This window comes from Arcticibacterium sp. SM2516 (assembly GCF_057914865.1).
Map to the genome: position 1 here is coordinate 1,481,119 of NZ_CP195290.1, position 18,218 is coordinate 1,499,336.

Consider the following 18,218-nt stretch of genomic DNA (forward strand, 5'->3'; position numbering starts at 1 on the left):
GATTTACTTAGATTTTTCTTGTGACTATTGGAAGATTTTCTAGATTTAAAACTCCTCTAGGGCATACTGCTGAACACACCCCGCAGCCCACACATGAAGACCTTACAATGTCTTGTCCTCTCTGTGCATACCATTTCACATCAATACCTTGCTCGCAGTAAGTAGAACAGTTTCCGCAAGAGATACATTGGCCTCCATTGGTGGTAATTCTAAATCTACTTTTGAAACGTTGTACTAGGCCTAAATAAGCTGCTAATGGGCAGCCAAATCTACACCAAACCCTGTTTCCCATGACAGGATAGAAGCCTGTGCCTACAACACCTGAAAATATAGCACCTATTCCGAAGCCATAGTAATAGCGTAGGGTTCCCGTATCCAAAACTCCCATTACTTTTGGCTCACCGGTAAAATAAGTGTACAAAACGCCTGCAGTCATTACTACAGCGAAGACTAAAACAATATGGATGGAATACCTTTCAAATCTCCAAGCCTTGATTTTCTTGTTAGACAACTGACGGAAAGGGTCACCTAAAGTCTCTGCTAAACCGCCACAGCCACAAACCCAGCTACAATACCATCTTTTTCCAAAGAAATAAGTCAAGACCGGTACACCTACGGCAAAAAGAACAATTCCCCATACGAACATAAAGGTTCCTAAAGTTCCTGCCTCTATTTTTTGATCAATCCTATAATCGAAGAAAAACGAATAGTCCAGCGGCCACATGTTTTTTAAATCTGCCGATGGCAAATTCAGTTTTGAGAGTATTTCTGGAATCATAAAAGCAAAAATCAGCTGAAAGAACATCACTGAGCAAGTTCTTACCATTTGATACTTGCTATGTCGGTATTTGATAAGCATTCTTACGCCCATCGTTAATACAGCGACCGTGTAAAGGAAACCATATAAAAACCACTGGCTAGCCAAACCACCATTCATAACCTTACTTAAAGGGTCTAAAACGATAAGCCAGTTAACTATATATTGAGGGAAAAAGTAAAGCAGTATATAAAAAGATATAAATAAACTTCCCAAAATAATACCTAGCACCTTTCCTCTATTGACAGGATGTGTAAAAATACCGTTGTTTTTGATGCCTGGAAGCTTTTTTAAATCAGGAAGGACAAACAGCATGGTCCCAAAAATTAGCATGCCAAATACCAAAAAGAAAAGTAGTGTATTGTATTTTGAGACAAAGCCTACTCCAGATGCCTTGGTGAGGGACATTTGATAGGAATTCGAGATTTTCAAATCCCCTTTTCCTTCGTTTTCTAGCGATTTGTTTACCTCGGCTTCTGCAGCTTCTATGGCATTATTAAAAGAAAAAACATTAGATGATTCTGATTCAAACTGTGGGGCTAATTTCTCTTTAAGCAAAACACGGTGTTCGCTAGATACCGTATCATTAAAGGTAGCTTCATCTAGCTGAAAACTATTCCCAAATAGCACACCTATCCAAAGCGTAAGGGCACTCAGGATGATTACTGTTCCTATATTTTTTACTTGATTTATGTTCATTTGAATAGTTTTGAGAAAAAGCTCTTCTTAGGCTTTTTCAGTTTTAAATGGGTGCCGTAAGTCTGATTATAATGAGAAACGATGTCTGCCTCGTAAGTGGCATAGAATTCAGGGTCAAAATTGGCTTTTGAGAGGTCTACTAAAATATCTTCTACGTGGGTTTTGTCTGTGAGCCATTTATCCCATACTTCGTGCCGCATTCTAATACCGAAGGTGTTTACACCGATGATGGATTTACTTGATTTTTCAAAGTTTAACCTTACTAAAACGTGTTTTTCTGGATGCTTCCAATGAAAGCTCTCCACATCTTCTTCAGGTTTTGCCAGTATATTTCCATAAGTCTGGTACTCTATATCTAAGAATTTTGCCGAGTTGTAAAATACACCAGGCTCATACTTAGTTCTTTGCCCGCATAGACTTTTTGCCAAAGTTTCACCCATAATCTTCCCTGTGTACCAGATTTGCTCTGTTGGCCTTCTCCCTGGAGGAGGGTTTTTATGCTGACAGCAGTCTCCAATAGCATATACATCTGATATATTGGTCTCTAAATATTCATTGATTAAAATGCCCTTATCTATTTCTAAACCTGTTTCTTTTAAAAACGAGATATTGGCACTAACCCCTACCGTGAGCCCTACAAATTGACATTCCAAAATCTCTTTATTTTTAAGGACAACACCATCGGCATTACCTTCTCCATCATCTTTAATTTCTGATAGTTCGGTATTAAGTCTTAAATCTATATGATGCTCTTTAATATGCTCGTTAAGCATTTCAGACTCTGCCTCGGGTAGAATACCATTCCAAAAAGAAGATTCTCTCACTAACATGGTTACCTTTTTATTTCTGGATTTGAGCATTTCTGCTAATTCAAGACCGATTAAACCACCACCCACTATCACAGCATGTTCTATTTTTGGCGAGAGCTCTTCTAATTTCTCCAAGTCTTGCATGGAATAAAGCCCTTGAACGCCATTTAAATCCTGACCCGGCCAACCGAATTTATTAGGTGCAGAGCCTGTGGCTATTACTAATTTATCATATGTCAAAGATTGAGATCTATTTGAGAATGTCAAATTTTTAGAATCAAAGTCGATGGAACTGACATGATTAAAAACCAAGTCAATTCTATTTTTCTCCCAAAACCAATCTTCGTAGCCCTTAGTGTGTTCGTATTTCATGTGTCCCATGTAAATATACATAAGGGCTGTTCTGGAATAGAAATGTTCGGTTTCAGATGAAATAACGGTAATTTTATGGTCAGACAGCTTTCTAATGTGTCTGGCGGCAGTAATACCACTTATACCATTTCCGATGATGGCTATATGCATTGAGGCTATTAGTTAGAGTTGTTTGAAATACGAGGAATCATCCAATAGGGTTTGGGTTTGATATATTCTTTTTTTTATCTCAATCACAAGATAAAAAGAAACCCCAAGAACACCTGTCCTTGGGGTAATCGTAAATCAGTTTTTTTTGACTATTTTATGTACTTAAAGTCTTGACCTGATTCTAATTTCAATAATAATTCATAGTACAAATTTATGCAGGCCTGAATATCTTCTTTAGAACATGTTTCTACCGTAGTATGCATATACTTCAAAGGAAGTGACATTAATGCAGAAGGAACACCTTCTCCAGAATAAGCAAACGCATCCGTATCTGTACCCGTAGAGCGGCTAGTGGCCTGACGTTGAATCGGAATTCCTTTTTCTTCTGCCGTGTCTATAATGAAGTTCAGAAGGTTGTTTTGAACCGCTGGACCATAACAAACTGTCGGACCTTTACCACAAGCCACATCTCCAGACTTCTTTTTGTCATACATTGGAGATTGTGTGTCGTGGGTTACATCTGTTATAATGGCCACATTGGGCTTTAACCTTCTACTGATCATTTCTGCACCCCTAAGGCCAATCTCCTCCTGAACAGCATTAACGATATAAAGCGTAAACGGTAGCTTCACTTTATTCTCATGCAGTTTTCTAGCCACTTCCGCTATCACATAACCGCCCATCCTGTTGTCTAAAGCTCGACCGGTGTAATATTTATTATTAAGTTCTGTAAGACCATCTTCAAATGTAATTACCGTACCTACATGAATGCCCATTTCTAGCACTTCTTCTGCCGTAGAAGCTCCCACGTCTATAAAAATATTCTTTAAAGATGGTGCTTCTTCCTTTTCTCCACCTCTAACATGGATGGCAGGCCAGCCAAAGATACCTTTTACTAAGCCATTATGACGGGTATGCAGGTTAACTCTCATAGAAGGAGCTATCTGATGGTCGGAACCACCATTTCTGATAACGTATATGTATCCTTCTGGTGTAATATAATTTACGAACCACGAGATTTCATCTGCATGAGCTTCGATAGCCACACTGTAATCTTGTCCGGGATTAATAACCCCTACAGCCGTACCGTAACTGTCAATAATAGTCTCATCTATAAATGGTCTGATATAATCTAACCAAATCTGTTGGCCGGGATGTTCAAAGCCAGTAGGAGAGGCATTATTGAGGTATTCGTAAAGAAATTCTATGTTTTTTTCCATTTGATCTTAATTGGATATATGTCTAAAAGCAAAAATAGGGTTTGGCTCTCTAGTAAGAAAACCAAACCCTATTTAAAATTATTGTAAAATATATTACTTTATGATTTCTTAAATCATTTAAATCTTTTCTTCAAAATCTAAACTGGCAGAATTTATACAGTGACGCAATCCAGTGGGTTTAGGACCATCATTGAAAACATGCCCTAAATGAGATTCACACCTAGCACATACTACTTCAATTCTAACCATTCCAAGAGAAGAATCTTTTATTTCCTTCACATTGCATGGATCCACCGCTTCATAAAAGGAAGGCCAACCCGTGCCAGATTTAAATTTCGTTTTAGAAGAGTACAGTGGCAATCCACATCCGATACACTTATAAACGCCATCCTTTTTATTGTCCCAATATATCCCAGAAAACGCTCTTTCAGTTCCAGACTTTCTGGCAACATAATATTGCGTGTTTGTCAGCTGTGACTTCCATTCTTTGTCAGATTTCTTCACTTTTTCTAGTTGACAATCGGTGTTTTGAACTTGGGCTTTTGACGTGCAACTAAACATGGTTAAAGCCAAAATGGCCATTATTATATTTTTCATAATTTCATTTTATTACACTTACGAGATTGATTCAAAATAGGATTATCAATGATTCAAAATCCTACTTCTTAGGCTTTCTTAAATCATTCGCTTTTATTTCATATTTCCATCTGTCCTTACCCGTGTTGTCAATAATATTTATTTTTAAGACACGGTTGGTTCTTTCGCCAGACACTTCTAATATGCCGAAATTCTGAAGATCTTCCACTATGGAATTCGGAATTAAATCAGGATCGGTTCTTTCCATATCCATTGGTTTTGCCATACCAGAAGTTAAAGAAGAAATAGTTAAATCATAAAGTGGGTAATTTCCCGCTCTCTCCATTTTTCTAAGAGAAGTATGGTGTCTATCACCCGTAATAAATATAACGCCGCTGATGTTATTCTTCTCAATGGCATCAAGCAATTTCTTTTGCTCCACCGGAAAGGTTGACATGTTTTCAAAGACGGCAGCTTTGTTTAACACTTGCCCACCGGTAACCACAAATTTGAAAGGTGCTCTACTATGTGTCAAGGCATCTATAAGCCAGTTTAATTGTTTTTCACCAAAGTAATCTTTCGCATCATCATTCAGATAATTTGGAGCTCGGAAAGAGCGATTATCCATCATGAAAAACTGTACATCTTCCCAGAAAAAAGTACCTGTTACTGATTCTCCTGGAAAAATATAGTTAGGGTTTCCCCAGTTTTGCTCAAAGGCATCCAAAGTCCAAGACTTACCCCAATAAGACCTATCTGCATCATTTGGCCCAAAATCATGGTCATCCAATGTGGCATAATGATGTGTATTGGCAAATAATTTTTGAAGTTCTGGTTGTTTCTTAAAGTCGATGTATCTTTTGTAAACACCACTTCTAGTATTCCAATCCGCTTCTCTTAGATAAATATTATCTCCACCCCAAACCATAAAGTTTGGTTTAGTATCGTAAATTTTATTGAAAATATCAAAGGTATAACCATATCCACGACCAGGTCTATCAAAGGCAGGCTCATTGGTATAAACACAACTTCCAACCGCAAATTTGAAGGCTGGAGGGTCAGTTCTATATTGCCAAAGCGTTTGACTTTGAAATGCTAATGGATAATCAAAGCTCTGTGTTACGCCATCAATAATAAGTTCGTATTCGTACTTATTGCCTGGCAATACTTCTTCAGCAATTGCCTTTGCAATGAAATAGTTGTCTTTTTGGGTGATTATTGGCTCCGTAGAGAATTTTGTTCCATCTCCACCTTTAACCCAGTAATTGTATTTCACCACAGAAGATGCCTCCGTTTGTACCCAGAGCATAACCTCTCTCATTTCAGAATAACCCAGCATGGGACCCGCTACTATTTGAGCCCACGAATTCAGTGAAGCAAATAATAGTACAAAGGGTAATAGTTTTTTTAGCATTTTTTGATTTTTAATCGTTGAAGAAATTCTTGTTTAAACAGCAAAACAAACTGTTTAAGAAGATATTTAAAGGATTACATTGAAATCCTTTCTCAAAGTTAAAACATATACTTATAGACTTTCAATGCTTTCCATATCTTTGCCAAAATTTAATTTACAGGCACATTGATAACTTTAGAAAACGGGAAATATCTCATTCAGCATCGTGAACCCTCAGATTTAATAGCAGAATTTGGTTCACCACTTTATGTTTATGATGGAAACAAAATAGAAGAGCAAATCTTAAAAATGAGAGATGCTTTTGAAGGTGTTACGGTCAAACTTAAATATGCGTGCAAAGCATTAACCAACATCAGTATACTTAAATTGATGTTAAAAAATGGCGTAGATATAGATGTAGTATCTATTGAAGAGATACAATTAGCCTTAAAAGCGGGTTATAATCCTTCACAAATTCAATACACACCCAGCGGTGTAGCCTTTTCTGAAATTGAAAATGCTCTTACTCTTGGCATTAGACTTAATATCGACAGTTTAAACCTTTTAGAGGAATACGGAAAAAAGTATGGCAACGCCCATCCCATTGCGATTAGGTTAAATCCTGCGATAATGGCTGGTGGGAATTTGAAGATTTCTACAGGACATGCCGATTCTAAATTTGGGATTCCAATAGATTATATTGACAGGGTGATAGCACTGGTTAATACTTATAAGCTTAAAATAGTAGGTATTCATCAGCATAATGGTTCCGATTTTAAAGATGGTTCTGTCATCATAAAGGCGATGAAAAAGTCTTTTGAAGTGGCCGAAAAGCATTTCCCCAACCTAGAGTTTATAGACATGGGTTCTGGTTTTAAAGTGGCATATCACTCCGATGACGTCATTACGGAAATGAAAGAGATTGGAAAGGAAGTGGTGAAAGAGTTTTTGTCATTTGAGAAAAGATATGGCAAACCAGTTCAGCTATGGTTTGAGCCTGGTAAATATTTGGTAAGTGAAAGTGGTACGTTTTTAATGACCTGCAACGTGGTTAAACATAACCCTGCTAGGAACTTCGTTCACGTTGATTCTGGTCTAAATCATTTGATTAGACCTATGATGTATGATGCTTACCAAGAGATACTTAATGTGAGCAATCTGGATGATTCTAAAAAAGAAACTTACGATATCGTAGGATATATTTGTGAAACAGATACCTTAGGAAAAGACAGAACACTTCCAGTGGTTAATCCAGGAGATATCATCGCGATGAAAAATGCAGGAGCTTACTGTTTTAGCATGGCATCCAACTATAATTCTAGAACAAAACCTGCGGAAATACTAGTTTATAACCAAAACACGCATTTAATTAGAGAAAGAGAAACGCTCGAAGATATTTTGAGACATCAGATAGAGGTGGAGTTGGACTAATGAAAGTCAGATGATTGGTGTTAGATGAACGGTGTTTTGTTCATCGAAAGAAGAAATCAGTAAAGCTGAAAAAATCATCTAACACCTACCGTCAAGCATCAAACAATTGTCTAAAAGGTATTACCTTGTGACAAGATTTTATAATAGTATTCAACCAAAAATAGGCTAAAGGCTCAAAGCTAATAGCACTAAGCAATTTAAAATGATAAAAGTAGGATTAGTAGGATTCGGACTCTCAGGTAGATGGTTACAAGCACCATTTTTTGTATTAAACCCAAATTTCCAATTGAAGTACATTGTTACTTCTCAGGACATTGGACAAGACCTCTTTAAGGGGACCGAAAAAGCAGCTAATTTAGACCAACTTATTGCCGACCCTGAGATTGACCTTATTTCTATTTGTTCACCTAGCAGTACGCATTTCGACTATTGTAAAAGAGCTTTAAATGCAGGAAAGCATGTTTTGGTAGAAAAACCAATGACGGCTACCTATGACGAGGCTAAGGAATTGGTGGAACTTTGTAAAAAGGTGAACAAAACTTTGATGGTTTATCAGAACAGACGTTTTGATGGTGATTTTATGACCGTAAAAAGAGTGATTGAATCTGGTGTTTTGGGTGAAGTACTTTCTTATGAAGCAAGATGGCACCGTTATAATCCAATCTTGAATAAAAAACCTTGGAAAGAAGCGGTGACGCCTGCCAACGGAATAATTTATGATTTAGGAGCTCATTTGATTGACCAAGCTATCTATTTATTCGGTAACCCAGAAGGCGTAGGTGGTGATGTTTTTATTCAAAGAGAAAACAGTAATATAGACGATGCCTTTAACATGAGTATGGATTATGGCAAGGTTAAAGTCAAACTGAGTGCTAGTTTGATGGTGAAAGAAGCCGAGCCTAGATATGTAGTTCATGGCACAAATGGTTCTTTTATCAAATACGGTTTAGACCCTCAAGAAGACCATTTGAAAGCAGGAATGCTTCCTGGTGTTGATCCTGACTTTGGTTTTGAGGCGATAGAATATAATGGTCAACTAACCGCTAATCTTGCTGGAATGGAGATGAAAGGCGAAATTGATACTTTTGGTGGCGACTGGATGCAGCTCTATAATAACTTAGCTGATGTTATTCTAAACGGGGCCGAAGCCATCATTAAACCAGAAGAAATAGCAGAGCAGATTAGGGTTATTGAGGAAGTGAAGAAGGGGTAATATCTCTTTTATAGATTTGGAGAACATATTATGACACGGATATTATTAATAGTATCCGTGTCTTTTTTGTCTGGTCTGTTTAATCTTGAAGCCCTCCAGGCTTTTGGGATAAAAAAGCTATTCTTCCTATTCATATTCAAGCCCATTCGGGCTTATTTGATAGTATCGGAAGTAGAGTAACCCAGAGGGGTTAAAATTAATAGAAAAGAACGTTGAAGCCCTCAAGGCTTCTAAGATAAAGAAGCTGTTATTTCTATGCATATTCTAGCCCATTCGGGCTTGCCAAAAAGCAATAATATCCGAAGTAAGGAAACCCCAGAAGGGTTAAAAGTGAATAGAATTAAAAATCGAAGTAATAGTCACAACCCAGAAAGGGTTGAATGTGAATTTCGACGAAAAGGATATTGAAGCCCTGCAGGCTTCCAAAAATCTTCATCTATTTGTTTTCTACTCATATTCTAGCCCATTCGGGCATACCAAAAAGCAATAATATCCGAAGTAAGGAAACCCCAGAGGGGTTAAAAGTAAATAGAATGCAAAATCGAAGTAATGGTCACAACCTTGAAAGGGTTGAAATGAAACAAAAAAAGACACGGACAAAAATATCCGTGTCTAATCTCTGCCTAAGGGCAGAAAGGTCTTAAGCTAGTGTGCTATCAAGAACAAAACCTACTCCCAAAGCTTCAAAGGGTAAGCTCCATCATTCACTAATTTCTGAATAGAAGCCTGAACGTCTGGCTTATCTTCTGGATAAGTTACTCCAAACCAATCAGAAGCTGTATCAAAAACCATACATTTTCCTACGCCTTCACCCATCATTTGACTCATGATAGTAGGAATATAAAACTCTGCCTTTGGAGCATCGTAATTTTCTTTGGCATATGTTTCAAAGTATTCTTTCGTCTTGGCAAATGCACTTGGCATAAAACCCCAGAAATTCATAGAAACAGGTGTATTTTCTCCTAAAGCTTCCGGTTCACCGTTATCTAAAAATTCTATTTGACCCGCTTCGTTTCTTAATATTTTTGTTCTTTCTACCACAGAGGTTAAGAATCCGTCTCCATCTTTTTCGCATACACCTCTAGAAACCGTTCCGTTTTCAGAAAGTGTATTTTTAACCTGATAACCTACCATCGCATGAACGTTTTGTTCTGTATTGGTAGATAAGAAATTAGCCATTGTTTTATAAGCTTCCGCTCCGTAAAAATCATCTGCATTTATAACCGCAAATGGCGTTTCGGTTTGTTCCCATGCACAAAGCATAGCATGACCCGTACCCCATGGTTTGGCTCGTTCTACATTTCCTAAAGATTCTGGAACATAACTCTGGAAGCCTTGAATAGCGTAGTCATATTCAATTTTACCAGTCAATTTTGGACCGAAGGTCTTCTCGAAATCTTCTCTTAGTTCCTCTCTGATTATAAAGACTACTTTACCAAAACCAGCTCTGATGGCATCATAAAGTGAATAATCTATAATGGTCTCGCCAGAAGGTCCAAATTGGTCCAGTTGCTTAATTCCACCATATCTGCTACCCATTCCAGCAGCTAAAATCAATAAAGTTGGTTTGCTCATTCTTGGTTTCGTAAATTGTGACGCAAAAATAGAAATCTAGAACGGACTTCTATAAATTTGAAACAATTAATCTAATTCCCTACTATGAAATTATCCTATTGGAAGCTGATATTCCTTCTGCTTCCTTTTGTGGGTTTGCATGCCCAAGACTTCCCCGCCACTTCCATGAATAAATCAGATTGGGAGGCTACTGGTGCTCAATGGCGTGATGCACTTGCCATTTCAGTACATCCTTTTGAAGACAAAATGGAGCTGACCAATGGCACAGGTATCTTATTTGTGAATGGTAAATCTGTGTTGAAATCAAAGAAAAAGTTCAATGATTATAAAATTGAATTTGAGATTTTACAAAACCCAGAGACAAAGGCCTCCTTTATTTTAGGAAATGGCTTAAAACTTAATCTAGACCAATCTGCCAACGAAAAGAATGGCAAATTTGGGAGCATTATTACTACAAATAATACAGTGCAAAAGCCAAAACAGGAAGTAAGTAAATTACCCGGATTATGGCAAAAAATTGAACTAGCCTATACTTCACCAATAAATGGTGGCTTGGCCGTACTCGAAAAAGTGGTTTTAAATGATGTTATAGTTTTTGAAAATTATATTGTTCAAAATCCAATCTTGGAACCTACCTCTATTGCCTTTGACGTTTCCAATGGATTGCTGGCAGTTAAAAATATTAAGTACATAGAATTAGGGTACAGAACACCTATCAGCATATCTAATTTGAATTATACGCTGCAAGAAACAAATGGATGGGAAAAGGAGTGGAGCCCAACGGAAACGGCCCCAATAAAAGGAAAATCGGAGGGGTTACGTATTGATATTCCTCATGATTTCAGATGGTTTTCAATAGACTATACTGGCGATATTGATGTAGCCCAAACAGATAAATATGCCATTACCATAGAATACTCAGGATTTGGTTATTTGAAAATTGATGGGAAAAAAGTGCTAGGAGCGGATGGTATGGTGAATCGTCAGCCTTTAACCGCTTTAGTTGAATTGGAAAAAGGAAAGCACAGCTTTGAGTATTTCTACAGAAGAACATGGCAAAAACCAGCTTTCGGACTTTATGTTTCAGGTAGCGATTTTAAACCTTATGGACTTCATCCTTACAAAAGCTTGCCTGCACCACAACTTCCAGGAGGAATTTTTGAAAACCCAACTGGAACACGAGCTCAAATGATTCGCTCGTTTATGGATTTCAAAGGGGAAAAGAAAACCACAACACTCTCTATTGGCACAGCAGAAAAGAAAAACTATTCTATTGACTTGGTAGATGCTTCTATGCTTTATGTTTGGAAAGGAGATTTTGCTGATGTAACAGAAATGTGGTTTAACAGAGGTGAACCTCAATTATTAAAACCTTTAGGCCAGGTAGTTACTTTATCAGGAAAGCCAAGTTTCTTCCTGGGTAAAAATGATGTCGTTCTTTTCAAAGAATACTTTATTGACGATAGAAACCTACCCACTTACCTACATACTTTAAATGGTTCGGCTGTAAGCCAAAAAATAGAGCCTGTGAAAAATGGCTTCGAATACACTATTTCGGCGGATAACAAGGATGTCAACTACTTACTGGGAATGGGTAAAAAAGTAGAGAAAGTAGGAGATACCCTGTATAGAATAGATGACTATTACATTCAATTGGCAAAGAAGGTTGCCTTAGAAATTAAAACAGAAAATGGAATTAGTTCACTTTCTGGAAAGGCAAGTGCTATTGAATCATTCAAATTAATCTGGTAAAAAAATGAAATTGTATATAAAAAATATAGGCTTAATTCTTCTGCTCTTTTGCTCTGTTTCTCAAACAATAGCTCAAGGAGTTCTAAAAACAGAAGAAGATTATTATAGGATAGAAAACATTCCTACTCCGGAAGGATTAGAAATGGAAGTAGGAGGGATGACCGTTTTACCAGACGGAAGATTGGCAACCACCACCAGAAGAGGCGATGTATGGATGATAAACAATCCATATATGATTAATAACACGCGGCCTACTTTTAGCAAATATGCCGAAGGTCTTCACGAACCACTGGGCATGAATTTTATTGATAATAAGCTTTGGGTGACGCAAAGAGGAGAAGTGACTATTTTGGAAGATGTGGACGGAGACGACCGTGCAGATGTCTATCAATCATACTATCAATGGCCGCTTTCAGGAAATTATCATCAATATTCTTACGGTCCTGTTTTGATGCCAGATGGCAAAAAACTTTTTACATTAAATCTAGACTGGATAGGGCATGGTTCCTCACAATCTAAATGGAGAGGCTGGATGCTGACATTAGACGAGAATGGAAAAATGGAACCTTGGGCTGCAGGATTAAGGTCTCCAGCTGGTTACATGGTAAATGATGTTGGCGATATTTTTTATGCCGAAAATCAAGGTGACTGGGTAGGTTCAGGCAGAATGACACATTTAGAAAAAGGAGACTTTGCGGGTAACCCAGAGAGTCTTGTTTGGTCTGGAGAGCCTAATTCTCCTGTAAAATTAAAGCCGGAGGATATTCCTGATACTGGAGAACCATTATTTGATGTAGCTCAGCGTGTGCCTGGTATTAAACCGCCGGCTGTTTGGTTTCCGCATACATTGATGGGGATTTCTACTTCAGATATTGTTCAAGATGTATCTAAAGGCAAATTTGGACCCTTTGAAGGACAATATTTTGTGGGTGACCAAGGGCATTCTACCATCATGCGAGTGGCCATGGAAAAAGTGAATGGTGTCTATCAAGGAGCTTGTTTTCCTTTTGTAGAAGGTTTTATGTCGGGTATTTTAAGAATGCGATGGGGACTAGATAATTCAATGTTTGTAGGAATGACAAGCCGTGGATGGTCAAGCACTGGGAAATCGAAATTTGGATTACAAAGACTAGTTTGGTCTGGCGAGGTGCCTTTTGAAATTAAAGCCATTAAGTCAGCATCGGACGGATTCATTATTGAATTCACTAAAGAAGCCAATAAATCAGCAGCTTTAAACCCTGCCTCTTACGATATAAAAAGCTTTAATTATAAGTATCATCACACATACGGAAGCCCAATAATCAATCAAAGACAGGTAAACATTAAAGGAATTTCACTTGCTGATGATGGTAAGTCGGTTCATGTGGCTGTAGATTCTATGCGTTTGGGTTACATATTTGGCATAACTGCCGCTGGCTTAGAAAGTGTGGCACAAGAAGAACTATTGCACAAGGTAGGCTACTTTACACTTAATTCGGTAAACAAGGCTGTTGCTGCTTTAGATTTAAGCAAATACGCCGTTACTAGTCATGAGCATCACAAAATGGATATGCCGACTAAGGTGGTGGAGATAATTTCTGAGAAACGCGTAAATACAATGCCTCTAAGCTGGAATGGCAAAGCCGATGTAAACATTACTTTGGGCACTAAACCAGGTTTAAAGTTTGACCAAACCAAAATTCAAGTTAAAGCTGGAAGTACGGTCAAAATTACCTTCAATAATAATGATGACATGCTGCACAACTTGGTGATAGTGAAACCAAATACGGTGGATTTAGTGGGGCAGAGTGCTCAAAACATGGGACTTGATGGTGCAAATAAAGGCTATATCCCAGACTCTGACAATGTGCTTTACCATACAGGTTTAATGCAACCAGAAAGCTCAGAAAGTATCTATTTCACGGCACCTTTAGAAAAAGGAGATTATACTTTTGTCTGTACCTTCCCAGGGCATTATACGCTGATGCAGGGGGTTTTGAGGGTTAGGTAGACTAAGATATTTACGAAAAATGAGAAACCTCTTAGTGAAGTTTAATCTTTACTGAGAGGTTTCTTTTGTAAATGTATCTTGTAAAAATGTTACTTGTGCATTTCTTTCCGAAGCCTTAAGTTAATAGGGGTATCCAAAATTCTAAAAAATAAGTCTTCCTCTTTCTCCATGAACTCTATTTCTATGTAGATAGCGTTCTTTAAATCAATTACATCTTCTATAATGATGCGGCCCTTTAATTTATCCAACTCCCATTTTAAATTTTGACTATTAAATTCTGGATATTCGATATCTAAATGAAAAGAATTATTCAAATCAAAGTGAAATACACTTTCTTCAAAGGCTTCTAGTGCTGCTTTTGCCTCTTCTATTTCTTTTTCATCTAGGTCATCAAAGCTTTCTAAAGTAGAACGTACTTCTACTACTTTCCATATGCCTATTAGCTTATCTTCCAGCCCAATTTGAGCATGAAGTGGAAAAGGTATTAGTAAAAAAAGACTTAGCGTAATGATATTTTTCATGAGTTCAATTCGTATAATTTGACCTTATAGTTTAATTATAGCAAGATTACCATTCAACAATCTATTTTAAAAGCATTAACTCTTTGCACCACCCATCTTTCTGCATCACCAGCTATGGATTTGTAGTTTTAATATTCAATATCGAATCTATATTTGCACATGCTTCAAATTAAAAGCTTCAAGAAGGAATATAAGGGTCATTTGATTCTTGATATTCCTTCTTTAGATATTCCTGAAGGCGTTTCCTGGTTTCAGGGTGTGAATGGTTCTGGGAAGTCAACTTTCTTTAAAGCCATTTCGGGTATTATTCCTTTTGAAGGAGCCGTGGTTTTTGATGGTCATTTAGATTTACAGAAGTCTCCCGTAGCATTCCGTCGAATTATCAATTATAGCTTCGCAGAACCCCGTTTTCCTGATTATTTGTCTGGAAAAGACATTTTAGACTATTATCAGAAAATCTACAAACCAGATAGTTCAGAAATAGAGGAATTGGTCGAGCTGTTTGGTGTGGCAGCATTCTACAAAACAGCCATAGGAACGTATTCTAGTGGTATGTTGAAGAAAATAAGCCTGATAGCCGCATTAATTGGCGAAGCCAAGATTTTAACCCTAGACGAGCCACTAACCACCATAGACAAAGAATCGCAAGAGAAATTATTAGAGATTCTGGCCAAGAAAGTAAGCCAAGAAGTCAACATCCTAATAGCCTCCCACCATAAGCTACCAGAAAGCGACCTTAAAGTGGAACATCATTTTTTAGTAGAAAGTCAAACGATTATAAAGCAAAATTAATAAACCTTATCACCCAAATACTGCCTGAAGCACGATGAAAACTCATTAAAACCGATGATTTAATACAACCTCAAGAAGATAAAGAATTTTCATTGTGCATGTTTATTTTGGTACATGGTTTTTGATTCGGTCCGACGTTTCGGGTTTTTGCCCAAACAAAAAGACAGGCCCACCCCTGTCTGCTGATTTATCTGCCGTAAGGAGGACAGGCAGGCGGCAGGAGCAACGGAAGAACAAGAATTAGTAATTGCAAAAACTAAGAATTATAAAGAAACGTTTGTCATGATTTTTGAAAATCCAAAACCCCGCCAAACGAAAACAAATGGTGTATTCCTCTATTATTATTAACATATCGCTCCTCTGGAGCTAAAACATTGCAAAAAAAACAGACATCGAGCATCTGACAACAAACACCAGACAGAAAAATAATTGATACTCCTAAAAACCATATCAAAACAATACTTCAAGCAAAACATTGCGTTTTACCTGTTCATCTTGCTCTTTGCCTTTGGTTTCTTGAGAGGAACCGAGCATGTAGCTTTTGCTAAACTCTTTATGGGCAATGCCATTTTACTTTTATGGGCTAGCCTTTTCTGGCTACTTCATGTTGTAAAAACCAGTCTTTTCTTTCATCGGACTTTAAAACTTCCTGAATATGCTTTTTTGCAAGATTTCACCCTCTTGCCTAAGTCTAAAAAGCTCTTTAACCTATCAATTTTACAGCTAAACTTAAACGCTCCATTCATAGCGTATTCTTGTTTTATGGTGGCTGTGGCATTAAAAGAAGGAGCTTTTTTAGGAATTATAGCTGTGACAGTAGCCAATCTGATTTTACTTGTATTACCCATTGCTCTAAAGTATTATAGATTGCACCATTTCATTTTCGACTTCAAGATAGATGCACTTGCTAGCAGCAGAAGCATTTTCCCTAACTGGCCCGTCCTTTACTTTTTAAGGCATCTATTACTGAAACAACCCATCTTATTCTTTAGTACTAAGTTGTATGGTTTGTTCTTCATCATTGGCGGAGCTAAACTATACTTTAGCGACGAATACGACGAAAGACTACTATTCATTTGTTGCTTAATCACCGTGGCAGGTCAATTTCCTTTAGGTAAGGAGTTTGGGCTGTTCTCAGCCAATTATATGCCTTTTGAGCGGAACATGCCCTTCAATATTTCAAACTTGCTTACACAAAGAATCTGGACTGCAAGTAGCTTAATTATTATTGACTCGTTATTTCTTGGGTATTACTGGTATGATAAAGTTGACTCAATTCACCTGATTTCTTCTGTCTTTTTTATTTGGTCTAGTATGCTCTTTTGGCTTATCTATAATTATGCTCCCAGAGCTTTTGAAGACACGCCTATGAAAGGCATCTATTTTGGAGCTATTGCCATTTGTATGCTAATAACCTTTAAAGTACCCATCATATGTTTTGCTGTTTCCATTTCTGTGCTCTCTTGGTGGATTTTGAGCAGTAATTACTTTACATTTGAGTTCACAGAGGACAATACTATATGAGAATATTTCTTTTAGCACTTTTACTTATTCCATTGGGTTCAAAATCACAACAATCCTTTAAGCTCAAAGGAGAGATAACAAACCCCAACGAGCGAAAGGTGGTGCTTACCGTTTATAGAAATTGGGTAGAAGACCCAGAAGATTATAATCTCATTCTTGACGAAAATAATCGATTTTCTTTTGAAATGGTTTTGAGTGAAATGGCCTATATAGACATAAACTACGGCTTAAACGGGGTGTTGTTTCAAGTGATAGAGCCTGGAGATGAAATTTTAATAGAATGCGATGCTCAAGATTTCTACGAGACTTTTTTACCCTCAGGAGTTGGAAGTGGTAAATGGATGTATTATTTGAACCATCGGAAAAAATTTGAATTAGTAACCGACGCTGAGAAAGAATTGTATTCATACCTAAAAGAAGGTCCAGAAGTCTATGGTGGTAAGCTTAAAAAGCTTCAGCGAGAGCAGTTAGCCCTACTAGATAATTTTAGACCGAATATATCAGAGGACTTTTTCAGGCTTAGAAGGGCGGATATAACGGGCAGGATAGACCAATTTTATTTAGACTACCTCATTTCAAATGACATGCTCAATATGGTCATGAATAATTTTGAATTAAAAACCATCAACCAAGATCTGCAAAACAAGTCTTTCGAATATGGCTTTTTTGTTGAAAGTCTTTTAGAAGCTTATAAGATAAGTATAAATAGTAAACAGGATGATGGCATCCTAAACGACTATACTTTTTTGAAGTACTCTTTTACCAAGGATTTAATAGGTAAGCCCATTGCCGAAAGGCTCATTGCCCATAAAATAAATGCAGATTTAGATATCAATGGTTATACCACTGAAAACGAGACTGCCCTTAGAGATTTTTTGGGATTTGGAAAAATTGAGATATACCAAAAATTCCTATCTAATAAAATGTCAATTTTTAAAGGCAAAGCTTTGGGAGGCCCTGCCCCAGATTTTACTTTGACAGATACTGATGGGCAAAATTTTTCGTTGAAGGATTATAAAGGAAAAAACCTATTAATGGTCTTTTGGGCTTCATGGTGTGATCCTTGCCTCAAAGATCTGACATACTTACCCATTGTAGAAAATTATTTTAAAGACCGAAAAAATTTGAGTTTGTTAAATATTGCTGTGGATACACCAGAAGATTTTGCCCTTGTGGTTTCAAAAGGAAAAGCCGCAAGCAGAACCACCAGAGTAAACCCTAACAGTGTTTTTCTTAAAAACTACGGCATTAATACCATTCCTAGTTATGTATTAATTGACCAAAATGGAAACTGGTCGGAGGACAAACTTATAGAGCCTTCTTTTGATGAGGGAAGAGGATTAATTAAACAACTGGAAACCATTTTTTCTAAGAACTGATACTA

Annotated in this window: 14 protein-coding genes; 7 read left to right on the forward strand and 7 right to left on the reverse strand. The window is 37.3% G+C overall.

Annotated features, from left to right (window positions below; translation table 11 throughout):
* Window positions 1-7 precede the first annotated feature (7 nt).
* From ACSBFT_RS06100 to ACSBFT_RS06120, 5 genes are all read right to left on the reverse strand, one after another.
* Window positions 8-1,516 (reverse strand): 4Fe-4S binding protein, encoded by a 1,509-nt coding sequence (locus ACSBFT_RS06100; protein WP_463045546.1) that lies wholly within the window; start codon window positions 1,514-1,516, stop codon window positions 8-10.
* On the reverse strand, window positions 1,513-2,847 hold the full coding sequence (locus tag ACSBFT_RS06105; protein WP_489603930.1) for an NAD(P)/FAD-dependent oxidoreductase: 1,335 nt from the start codon (window positions 2,845-2,847) through the stop codon (window positions 1,513-1,515). Before ACSBFT_RS06105 ends, ACSBFT_RS06100 begins: the two co-directional genes overlap by 4 nt.
* 149 nt (window positions 2,848-2,996) lie before the next feature.
* Window positions 2,997-4,067 (reverse strand): M42 family metallopeptidase, encoded by a 1,071-nt coding sequence (locus ACSBFT_RS06110; protein WP_489603931.1) that lies wholly within the window; start codon window positions 4,065-4,067, stop codon window positions 2,997-2,999.
* Between the two features lie 117 nt (window positions 4,068-4,184).
* Window positions 4,185-4,664, reverse strand: a complete 480-nt coding sequence (gene msrB, locus ACSBFT_RS06115; protein WP_463045549.1) for a peptide-methionine (R)-S-oxide reductase MsrB — start codon at window positions 4,662-4,664, stop codon at window positions 4,185-4,187.
* Between the two features lie 61 nt (window positions 4,665-4,725).
* Window positions 4,726-6,057 (reverse strand): alkaline phosphatase D family protein, encoded by a 1,332-nt coding sequence (locus ACSBFT_RS06120; RefSeq protein WP_489603932.1) that lies wholly within the window; start codon window positions 6,055-6,057, stop codon window positions 4,726-4,728.
* Between the two features lie 165 nt (window positions 6,058-6,222).
* Between ACSBFT_RS06120 and lysA the strand changes: the two genes are divergently transcribed.
* A complete protein-coding gene (gene lysA / locus ACSBFT_RS06125) occupies window positions 6,223-7,467 on the forward strand; it encodes a diaminopimelate decarboxylase (RefSeq protein WP_463045551.1) in 1,245 nt (414 codons plus the stop codon).
* 202 nt (window positions 7,468-7,669) lie between these two features.
* Entirely contained in the window at window positions 7,670-8,680 is a 1,011-nt protein-coding gene (locus ACSBFT_RS06130; RefSeq protein WP_489603933.1) for a Gfo/Idh/MocA family oxidoreductase, read from the forward strand.
* A 669-nt stretch (window positions 8,681-9,349) separates the two neighbouring features.
* Here the strand turns inward: ACSBFT_RS06130 and ACSBFT_RS06135 are convergent.
* The gene (locus ACSBFT_RS06135) at window positions 9,350-10,255 is read right to left on the reverse strand and encodes a nucleotidyltransferase family protein (RefSeq protein ID WP_489603934.1); all 906 of its coding nucleotides are present in this window, start codon (window positions 10,253-10,255) and stop codon (window positions 9,350-9,352) included.
* Window positions 10,256-10,339: 84 nt separating this feature from the next.
* Here ACSBFT_RS06135 and ACSBFT_RS06140 point away from each other — a divergent pair, with 84 nt between their 5' ends.
* Window positions 10,340-12,007: a 3-keto-alpha-glucoside-1,2-lyase-like domain-containing protein gene (locus tag ACSBFT_RS06140; RefSeq protein WP_489603935.1), complete on the forward strand. Its 1,668-nt coding sequence runs from the start codon at window positions 10,340-10,342 to the stop codon at window positions 12,005-12,007.
* A 4-nt stretch (window positions 12,008-12,011) separates the two neighbouring features.
* Window positions 12,012-13,997 (forward strand): plastocyanin/azurin family copper-binding protein, encoded by a 1,986-nt coding sequence (locus tag ACSBFT_RS06145; RefSeq protein WP_489603936.1) that lies wholly within the window; start codon window positions 12,012-12,014, stop codon window positions 13,995-13,997.
* A gap of 89 nt (window positions 13,998-14,086) precedes the next feature.
* Here ACSBFT_RS06145 and ACSBFT_RS06150 read toward each other — a convergent pair whose 3' ends face one another.
* Window positions 14,087-14,518, reverse strand: coding sequence for a hypothetical protein (locus ACSBFT_RS06150; RefSeq protein ID WP_489603937.1), 432 nt, complete (start codon window positions 14,516-14,518; stop codon window positions 14,087-14,089).
* A gap of 159 nt (window positions 14,519-14,677) precedes the next feature.
* Between ACSBFT_RS06150 and ACSBFT_RS06155 the strand changes: the two genes are divergently transcribed.
* The 3 genes from ACSBFT_RS06155 to ACSBFT_RS06165 all read left to right on the forward strand — a co-directional run bounded on the left by ACSBFT_RS06155 (window position 14,678) and on the right by ACSBFT_RS06165 (window position 18,213).
* Window positions 14,678-15,310: an ABC transporter ATP-binding protein gene (locus ACSBFT_RS06155; protein ID WP_489603938.1), complete on the forward strand. Its 633-nt coding sequence runs from the start codon at window positions 14,678-14,680 to the stop codon at window positions 15,308-15,310.
* 429 nt (window positions 15,311-15,739) lie between these two features.
* On the forward strand, window positions 15,740-16,834 hold the full coding sequence (locus ACSBFT_RS06160) for a hypothetical protein (protein ID WP_489603939.1): 1,095 nt from the start codon (window positions 15,740-15,742) through the stop codon (window positions 16,832-16,834).
* Window positions 16,831-18,213: a TlpA family protein disulfide reductase gene (locus ACSBFT_RS06165; protein ID WP_489603940.1), complete on the forward strand. Its 1,383-nt coding sequence runs from the start codon at window positions 16,831-16,833 to the stop codon at window positions 18,211-18,213. Before ACSBFT_RS06160 ends, ACSBFT_RS06165 begins: the two co-directional genes overlap by 4 nt.
* The last annotated feature ends 5 nt before the right edge of the window (window positions 18,214-18,218 follow it).

Coding starts and splice junctions, on each gene's coding strand:
- ACSBFT_RS06100 (WP_463045546.1), bottom strand. CDS start 1,516: ATGAACATAAATCAAGTAAAAAATATAGGAACAGTAATCATCCTGAGT.
- ACSBFT_RS06105 (WP_489603930.1), bottom strand. CDS start 2,847: ATGCATATAGCCATCATCGGAAATGGTATAAGTGGTATTACTGCCGCC.
- ACSBFT_RS06110 (WP_489603931.1), bottom strand. CDS start 4,067: ATGGAAAAAAACATAGAATTTCTTTACGAATACCTCAATAATGCCTCT.
- msrB (WP_463045549.1), bottom strand. CDS start 4,664: ATGAAAAATATAATAATGGCCATTTTGGCTTTAACCATGTTTAGTTGC.
- ACSBFT_RS06120 (WP_489603932.1), bottom strand. CDS start 6,057: ATGCTAAAAAAACTATTACCCTTTGTACTATTATTTGCTTCACTGAAT.
- ACSBFT_RS06130 (WP_489603933.1), top strand. CDS start 7,670: ATGATAAAAGTAGGATTAGTAGGATTCGGACTCTCAGGTAGATGGTTA.
- ACSBFT_RS06135 (WP_489603934.1), bottom strand. CDS start 10,255: ATGAGCAAACCAACTTTATTGATTTTAGCTGCTGGAATGGGTAGCAGA.
- ACSBFT_RS06140 (WP_489603935.1), top strand. CDS start 10,340: ATGAAATTATCCTATTGGAAGCTGATATTCCTTCTGCTTCCTTTTGTG.
- ACSBFT_RS06145 (WP_489603936.1), top strand. CDS start 12,012: ATGAAATTGTATATAAAAAATATAGGCTTAATTCTTCTGCTCTTTTGC.
- ACSBFT_RS06150 (WP_489603937.1), bottom strand. CDS start 14,518: ATGAAAAATATCATTACGCTAAGTCTTTTTTTACTAATACCTTTTCCA.
- ACSBFT_RS06155 (WP_489603938.1), top strand. CDS start 14,678: ATGCTTCAAATTAAAAGCTTCAAGAAGGAATATAAGGGTCATTTGATT.
- ACSBFT_RS06165 (WP_489603940.1), top strand. CDS start 16,831: ATGAGAATATTTCTTTTAGCACTTTTACTTATTCCATTGGGTTCAAAA.